Genomic DNA, 8,279 nt, shown 5'->3' with positions numbered 1-8,279 from the left:
GCAGGATATGTTGAAGAAGTAGAAGAAATCAGATACACAGATAAATGGAAAGAGATATATAGAATTAGAAAAGAGAGTATAGAACGTGTATTTGGAGAGTGCAAGGAAAAACATAATTTAAGATTTACACGATTAAGGGGGCTGAGGAAAAACAAACATCAGGGAGAGCTTATTTTTGCATGCCATAATTTAAGAAAGATGGCAGGATGGCTATGGAAAGACAGGCCAGTTTTTATAAAAAAGGGCAATAAAAGTGAAATATATAAAGAAAAAGAAATAAATAATAAATCAAAAACAAAAAAAGGTGGTATAAGAACTTTTAAAACTAGTTTTTATACCATCTTTTGTCAACAGCCTGAAGCGGATTAAAAATCCGCTATATACAATAATATTAAAATACTTTTTTAATTGTTAAATAGATTCCTCCACTAGCAATAACCATAAACATTCCTGTTATAATTAATTCATTATCACCTGTTTTAACTGATAATACTGTCTTATCAGTCGAATAATCGACATTCTTTTCTGGTGCAGAAATACTAGGTTGTGGATTTAACATTTCTTCATATTGACTACGAAGATTTAAAACTAATGAACCATTTTCATAAACCCCTAATGCCAAACCTGCTTGTATTGTAGCATAATTATCACCATAACCTTGATCTGCCTGATATGCAAATGCTCCATCTTCTAATAAAAGCGTCATTAATGAATCATAAGAATTTTTAAAAACACCTGTTTTAATGCTATTAACATCATATTCTAATAATCCCCAAACAACACAACCTTGAGTATTACTATTAGCAACACTCCAACCATCACTTGGTACAAAGAAACCATCATCTTGCTGAATAGAAATAAAATATGTTAAAGCTTTATCAATAGAAGTTTGATAATTATCTCCACACAAAGATAAAGCTCCAATTGCCCATCCAGTTACATCAGGACCGCCCCAAGCTCCATTATATCCCCAACATCCATCATCTAATTGTAAACTTGCTAATTTTGTACCTAATTTACTTAAATCATAATCAGGTTCTACAATAGATAATGCATACATTGTATAAATAATGCTTGACTCAAGATTCCCATTTCCATAAAAAACATTACCATCATCATCTATCTTTGCCTTTAAAATTTCAATTAAGTTTACAACTGAGCCATCAGATAGTAATAATTTAGAAGGATCTATTTTCATTGATACTAAAGCCATAATACTTTTTGATAAATAACCACAATCCATATCCTCATATTTTATTACCTCGCCATAACTATTAACAGGTGCAGCAAAATCATAATTCACAATAAAACCGTTTTTATCATCTTCAACATCTAAACCAAGTGCTTCAACTGTTAAAATAGCATCTAAACCACTTAATTCCTTATTATTTAACCAATAATTTTGTGCCTTTAATAAAGCATCTGTCTGTCCATTTACAGGAACAACAATGCTGCCTAAAACAACTAACGCTATAATCAAACTAACTATTTTCTTCATCAAATCTTTCCCTCCGTTATTCCATATTTTACTTTTACTCGCTGTAAGATTTGAAACATTATCTTACTAAGTAAAAACATAAAAACTATATTTGAAACAATATATATTAACATCACTGGAAGTGATGTTAATACAATTGCCAAATATCTTGTAAAATTAAAGCTATTTTCAATTGCTAAAACTGACCATAAATCCATAATTAATGAATAACCAATACCACAAACAATACTATATCCATATAAAAAATGCTTATCATTATGAAGTTGTTTACTAAATATACCTGCTATATACCCAATTATTCCCCAAACAAACATTTGAAAAGGTGTCCATGGACCAATTCCAAACACAAAATCTGATATCAAAGCTGACAAAGATCCACACATAAAACCTGAAGCTCTACCAAAAACAATACCACATATTATTACCATTACTGTTACTGGCTTAAAACTAGGCATAACCATAAAAATAATTCGTGAAATTACTGTTAAAGCAATCATAATAGTGAGAATAATAATTTCTCTAGTCTTTGGTCTATCATGTTCATATTTAAAATAGAATGGCAAACAAGATAATGTAACCAATAAAATAATAACTAAATTATATTTTTGATCTTTAAACAAAACCACACCTACAAATATTATTAAAGAAATTAACATCAATATAATCATATTTTTAGTTATTTTCATAATCCAAGATCCTCTAATAAAACAACTTCTGAATTATTTTGTCTCATAATCTTATTAATCGTTGTAGTATAAAATATATTATTACTAAAGAACTGTCTCATTGTATCTGCTGATTCCATTTTACCATTAAAAATCATTGCAACCCGATCACTAATTTTAGCAACAAACTCTAAGTCATGGCTAGCTACTACAATCGTCATATGTTTACTTAAACCACGAATCAAAGCTGCTAAATGTTCCTTACTAAAAGCATCAATTCCTTTTGTTGGCTCATCTAACAACAATAATTGAGGCTTAGTTAAAAGTACTTTAGCCAAAGCAACTAACTGTCTTTGTCCACCACTCAAATCAAAAGGATGTTTTTCTTTTAAATCACTTATTCCTAAATTTTCTAATTGAAGCTCAATACTTTTCATACTCTCATCAACTGCCAATAAATCATCAATTACCTTATCACTTAAAAACAAAGTTGTTGGATCTTGAGGCAAATAACCAATTTTATCAACATATCCAATCTTTGTTATTTTACCTTGGAATTTAACCAAACCAGCTAAACAACGTATAAACGATGACTTACCACTGCCATTTGCACCAACTATTGAAAATATTTCATTTTGCTTAATATCTAAATCTAAATCTTTTAAAACAATATCATCATGACCAAAATTTAAATCCCTAATTTCCATTAAAATACCAGTGTCAACATCCTCAGTATCTTTAATATCAAAGTCATCAAAATCAGATAATGCATTTCTTGCATCTTTAACAGATAAACATAACTCATCTGTTAAAGATGATACTCTTACATAATCTGGCAATGATTCTACAAATATCTCTTTTACTAACATTTCATTAACTGCATTTTTAATATCATCATCAATAACAATTTTACCTTCATCCATTACAATCAATCGATTCGCAACATTTAATAACCCCTCTAATTGGTGTTCAACAAAAATTATTGTCACATTAAAATCATCATTAATTTGTTTTAATATCTTAATAAATTCCTCTCTATTAACAGGATCGAGCTGTGCAGTTGCTTCATCCAATAAAATGACTTTAGGATTCATCACCATTACACTAGCTAAATTAACTAATTGTTTTTCTCCCCCAGATAAAGATTGAGTATCTTTATTAATAATATTTTGCAAATTAAAATAATTAACAATTTCCCCCACTCTACGCTTCATCTGTTTTAAAGGAGTAGTTGTATTTTCTAAACCAAAAGCAATTTCATGCCAAACTTTATCCATTACTATTTGATCATTAGGATTTTGAAAAACAAAACCTATTTTAGTATCATCTTTTTCTATCTCTTCATCTAAAATAATTAATCCATCCACCTCTCCTTTAGGTTTTAAAGATGGCTTTAAATGTTTTAGTAACGTTGTCTTACCACATCCACTTTTACCAGAAATAACTAAAAAATCACCTTCATTTACTCCAAAAGAAATATTTTTAATGACTCTTCCTTCTTCAGGATATGTAAAACTAAAGTTTTCAATCTTATACATTCTTTTTTCCTCCTAACCATAACGGAAAAGCTGCTAAAGCTACATACGCAATAAAAAATACTATATCAATCAACTTAAACTGATAAACTTGAATCATTGGATAATAATAAAAACTTTGATAATATCCAAAATATCCCCATAAACATAACAAACTGAGAATTATAATAATCAATAGCTTCAACAAATCATCTTTTTTAAAACTATATAAATGAAAATTAGTCCGCTTAGTTTTCCCATATCCTCTAGATATCATAGAATTCATCATATCTAATGAAGACTCAAATGCATAAGTTACTAAAATAACTATAACATTTCGATAATAGACAAATTTATTTTTACAAGGCATATGATAATTTGCTTCTTTTATTTTTTGATACTGATTTTTTAATTTATTAATTATATTAAAGCTCATTGAAATTACTAAACCCAAAGTTGGTAAGATTGAACCAAATAAATAAACTATATGACTATCACTAATACATCTTTTCATTACTTTAAACCATAAAAGCATACTTGCAAGCAGCATTCCAAAAACCAAACCATATATCAATGCCTGTCGTGTAACAGTGATAAAGCTATTTTGATATATTATATCTTTACCCTCCATTACAAAAATAGGATTAGTAATTGTTACAAGTAACACTAAAACAAGAAAATATTTCATGTCTTTTAAAAAGTCTCTTTTATTATAAAAATAATCCACTATAATAGCTGATATCGTTATCAAAACAATTAAATAATAATTACGTTGAATAATTGATATAACAATAATTGATAAAAAATAACTAAACAATACAATTGGATGACTCTCTTTAAAACTTTTTATGACCATAACAATTTCCTTTCCAATACACTTATTTTAAATCATTTGGTTTACACGTAAAACGCCACTTTATATTATCACCATCTTTTAATCGATAAGATCCTGCATTTTGCCCAGGAAAATTATCATTAACACTATACATCCAGCCACTACTATTACCACAAATTTTTTCTTCAATATACTTAATTCCTATTATATATACCCCAAAAGAAGATTTCCGTATTTTTAAATTTAAATCATATTTTTCATTTACTGTCTCTAAAACATTTAAAACTGTACTATTATTTTTTACTTTTACAACAACACTATCCAAAATCACTCCATCTTTTGGTATAAAATCTACATAACCATTTTTCAAATCACTCATATTATCAAGAATTGTCTTGCAATCAATAGTAATACTTATATCTATCATTTGTTCATCAGGTTTAGATACTTCATTAGAATCATTGTTCTTTATATTATTTGATTGATTATTATTTGTATCATTAGTTAAATTGCTACTTTTATTATCATTTATAGTATTAGAAGCAGTTTCATCATCTCTAACGACAATATTACCATTTTCAACAATTAAACCATTACCATTTACTTTTAGTGCATTAGTACTAATTAACCTGGCATGTTTATCATCAGCTTTACAAGCAGTTATTAATAAGACAAATATAATAATTATTACTTTTGATATTTTTTTCATTACATCCTCCAAAAAGCGCATAAAAGGATCTTATCTCATAAATAGAACTACTCTATCATCCGTAAAGTGTATCCTAAGATAATGGTAAGTATCCGACTCTGATTTAAATAATTATCTATCATTACGGTGGCGGGACCGCTCCTGATTTTAACAGGATTCCTTATTAATGCTTAAAGCAGCCATTAAATATGCATATCAAGTTAGTATCATTATACAACAATCATTTCTAAAAGCAATAAAATGACAAGAATTTTACCTCTTGTCATTTCAATAATTTAATAAATTTTTTAAAGTTCTTTTTTTCTAGCCACAACCATAAAACGATGTGTCGTTAATTCAAAATAACTTTTTTCCTTAATTTGTTTTAAAACTTGTCCATAAAAATTCATAAAGCGATCTTGAGTTATATCAGCACGTGTAATACCTTTCATAAAGTGAATGAACGATGTTAATGTATTGAAACGAACATAACCATGCTCCTCAACACCATCAACTATCTCTAATCCAATTTCACTAAGTGTTTCAGAACCAGATTCAAGATCCCAACGACCATGTAATTTAAAAGGTAAAAAAATATTAATTAATTCTTTATAGTTGTCACTACCCATTTGATTCACTAAAATATATCCTCCTGGTTTAACAACTCGATATAAATCATATTTATCATAATTAGCTAACTCATTAACAACAACATCTAAACGCTCATCTTTAAAAGGAAGTTTTCCATCATCTGTTAACCTTGTCACTTTCACACTTCGATCATTAAGTTTATCTTGTGCTTTTTCATACTGTGCTTCAACCGCATATGTAATTGGTGGTAAGTTATTAAAAGATGATATATATTCTCCTCCATCAAGTGAAATTGCAGCTAAATGACTTTGATCATCCAAATATTTTGAAACTATTTCTTGACTTGAATAAATCGGCATACTTTGTTGCACTAAATCATTATCACTCAATTCCATAGCTTTATTGATTTCATTTTTAGTTTTAAGAGCATTGTTAATATCTTTTTTAAAACGAATTTTACTATAATAATATCCAACTAATTGACTAATCCCATCAAATATAACTCCAACCGCAACAAACCCAATCAATTCAACTAACCATTCCATTGTAAATAACATATGTATCGAAGCAACCATATAACAAATAATACTCATAAAAATAATACTTCGTGTCCGAACATATTTAAACGGTTTAGACAGCTTTAAATACCAATTTAATAAACCCTTTTTTTTCGCTGTATACCCTTCTAATTCACAAAAGAAGAATTTTACAACTACTAGCATAACTGCTAAAGAAATAAGCATATAAATATAATAATCCATTTCATTACCTCGTATAAATTTTTTCGCCTGTCAATGAATAATAACCATCCCTATTTTCAGTAACAAAATATCCATCATCCGCAAATTCTAAATTCCCTTCAACTGAAAATATAACTTCTAGTTCATTCATATCATAAACATAACTTGTTCCACTTTTATTAAAGATTCCGTAGACTATACCATTATACGTAAAAACATAACCATCGTCCATAAAATTATCATCAATAATTTTTTTACCACTAGTATCTATCACTTCATATTTACTACTAGAAATAAATCCTGCATAATATTTTTCACCAATATGGATAATTCGATTATATTTCTTAGAAACTTTCTTACCACTTTGATTCATTAAATAATATTCATTTTCTTTTTTAGAAACAACTGCTAATTTATTTCGATCAAAAATCTCTGCGCTTGTAAAGATAGTCTTAAAAACCATTTCACCATTAAAATCATAATACATATACCCTTTATTTCTTACATATACTGGAAAAAATTTATTATTAATATATGAAGCCATTGGATCCAACTGAATATCATTTACCTCTACTTCTTTTCCATTATTCACAAATTTATGAGGTCCATAAATCATATTTTTATTTTTCATTACATAACTATTAAGACTATTATAATAACTATTAATTGAAGTAGCAGTACCCTTTTTATCAAATAAATAAGTTGTTTGATTTTTAACTCCAGTAATATTATTAGACTTGTCAAAATAAAAATCATCAAGATCTATCTTAGCCTTAAAAATTACCTCACCTTTATCATCACATGCTAGAGCATCTTGATATATGCGATCATAAAATAAATAACCTATACCATCACTATAAGACATCAATTGATAATTACCACCAGCATCAACTTTAATAATTTTTCCAGGAATTTTTTGATTATAAATCTCTATAGATTCTTCGAAACATACTGCCATATAATTATCATTTTTTACATTAGCACTTAAAATCTTATTTTTACTGCTAACTAATATTTCTCCTGTATCATAAAGAACAGTATAATCTTTATTGTTATGAATGATTGGCAAGCCTGATAATAATATTTCTGTCTTCTTATCATCATATAACTTCTTACCTTCACTACTCAAAATCGTAACATTATCATTTTTATCATAAGCAACAATCATATTAGAGATTGACACTAATTTGTTATATTTTCCTAATTCTATAATTTCCTCACCATTATAAGAAAGGTAACCATATTTTTTATCTTTAACAACAATATATCCATATTCCCCTACAGACTCATATTTATCATAAATAAACTTAGTTTGTTTATCACCATTTATATTAATAAGACCAAATCGATCATTTTTATCAGCTACAAAAAGTGTCTGACTACTACTATCACCAGAACATCCAGTTAATAATAAAAGTGCAAAAATACCCACTATAATTTTTTTCATTTTTTCCACTCCTTAAAACAAAATTATTATAGCATGTTTCTTGTCGATTAACCACTAAGTTTATTAATAATAGTTTTTAATAATTATTAATTTTTCTAAACATCAGAATATTCTTTTTTGAGATTCAAAATCCCATTTTCTACCATCTCTTTTTGATTACTAGAATATAAATAATTCATATTCAACTGAACTAGTGCCATACCTAGCATACCAAAAAAGACCATTAATAACCTAAATTATCAATGATCTATATAAATATTTATTTTCTTCTCAATATTATATATCCCATCATACTTAATAA

Annotated in this window: 8 protein-coding genes and 1 riboswitch; of the genes, 1 reads left to right on the top strand and 7 read right to left on the bottom strand. The window is 27.5% G+C overall.

Going from position 1 to position 8,279, the window contains the following annotated elements:
- The coding region (locus BMW96_RS14470; RefSeq protein WP_244881275.1) for a transposase at positions 1-369 on the top strand (369 nt) is incomplete at its 5' end.
- A 22-nt stretch (positions 370-391) separates the two neighbouring features.
- On the opposite strand, the gene BMW96_RS06955 is transcribed toward BMW96_RS14470, so the two are convergent.
- From BMW96_RS06955 to BMW96_RS06925, 7 genes are all read right to left on the bottom strand, one after another.
- Positions 392-1,498, bottom strand: coding sequence for a prenyltransferase/squalene oxidase repeat-containing protein (locus BMW96_RS06955; protein WP_092353874.1), 1,107 nt, complete (start codon positions 1,496-1,498; stop codon positions 392-394).
- Positions 1,498-2,184: an ECF transporter S component gene (locus tag BMW96_RS06950; protein ID WP_092353872.1), complete on the bottom strand. Its 687-nt coding sequence runs from the start codon at positions 2,182-2,184 to the stop codon at positions 1,498-1,500. Before BMW96_RS06950 ends, BMW96_RS06955 begins: the two co-directional genes overlap by 1 nt.
- Positions 2,181-3,701: an ABC transporter ATP-binding protein gene (locus BMW96_RS06945; RefSeq protein ID WP_092353870.1), complete on the bottom strand. Its 1,521-nt coding sequence runs from the start codon at positions 3,699-3,701 to the stop codon at positions 2,181-2,183. Before BMW96_RS06945 ends, BMW96_RS06950 begins: the two co-directional genes overlap by 4 nt.
- The gene (locus BMW96_RS06940) at positions 3,694-4,533 is read right to left on the bottom strand and encodes an energy-coupling factor transporter transmembrane component T family protein (protein ID WP_092353868.1); all 840 of its coding nucleotides are present in this window, start codon (positions 4,531-4,533) and stop codon (positions 3,694-3,696) included. Before BMW96_RS06940 ends, BMW96_RS06945 begins: the two co-directional genes overlap by 8 nt.
- 22 nt (positions 4,534-4,555) lie before the next feature.
- Positions 4,556-5,221, bottom strand: a complete 666-nt coding sequence (locus BMW96_RS06935) for a DUF4430 domain-containing protein (protein WP_157796039.1) — start codon at positions 5,219-5,221, stop codon at positions 4,556-4,558.
- Positions 5,222-5,287: 66 nt separating this feature from the next.
- Positions 5,288-5,420: riboswitch (cobalamin riboswitch) on the bottom strand.
- 88 nt (positions 5,421-5,508) lie between these two features.
- Positions 5,509-6,552, bottom strand: coding sequence for a class I SAM-dependent methyltransferase (locus BMW96_RS06930; RefSeq protein ID WP_092353865.1), 1,044 nt, complete (start codon positions 6,550-6,552; stop codon positions 5,509-5,511).
- Between the two features lie 4 nt (positions 6,553-6,556).
- On the bottom strand, positions 6,557-7,978 hold the full coding sequence (locus BMW96_RS06925; protein ID WP_092353863.1) for a membrane lipoprotein lipid attachment site-containing protein: 1,422 nt from the start codon (positions 7,976-7,978) through the stop codon (positions 6,557-6,559).
- Positions 7,979-8,279 lie beyond the last annotated feature (301 nt).

Source organism: Thomasclavelia cocleata (assembly GCF_900102365.1).
In the GTDB taxonomy this organism is placed as follows: Bacteria; Bacillota_I; Bacilli_A; order Erysipelotrichales; family Coprobacillaceae; genus Thomasclavelia; species Thomasclavelia cocleata.
The sequence above is the reverse complement of the archived record's forward strand: the minus strand, read 5'-3'. Positions and strand labels throughout refer to the sequence as shown.

What these genes read in the sequence shown, in the direction of transcription:
- BMW96_RS06945 (WP_092353870.1), bottom strand. Translation starts at nt 3,701, where the DNA reads ATGTATAAGATTGAAAACTTTAGTTTTACATATCCTGAAGAAGGAAGA.
- BMW96_RS06950 (WP_092353872.1), bottom strand. Translation starts at nt 2,184, where the DNA reads ATGAAAATAACTAAAAATATGATTATATTGATGTTAATTTCTTTAATA.
- BMW96_RS06925 (WP_092353863.1), bottom strand. Translation starts at nt 7,978, where the DNA reads ATGAAAAAAATTATAGTGGGTATTTTTGCACTTTTATTATTAACTGGA.
- BMW96_RS06935 (WP_157796039.1), bottom strand. Translation starts at nt 5,221, where the DNA reads ATGAAAAAAATATCAAAAGTAATAATTATTATATTTGTCTTATTAATA.
- BMW96_RS06955 (WP_092353874.1), bottom strand. Translation starts at nt 1,498, where the DNA reads ATGAAGAAAATAGTTAGTTTGATTATAGCGTTAGTTGTTTTAGGCAGC.
- BMW96_RS06940 (WP_092353868.1), bottom strand. Translation starts at nt 4,533, where the DNA reads ATGGTCATAAAAAGTTTTAAAGAGAGTCATCCAATTGTATTGTTTAGT.
- BMW96_RS06930 (WP_092353865.1), bottom strand. Translation starts at nt 6,552, where the DNA reads ATGGATTATTATATTTATATGCTTATTTCTTTAGCAGTTATGCTAGTA.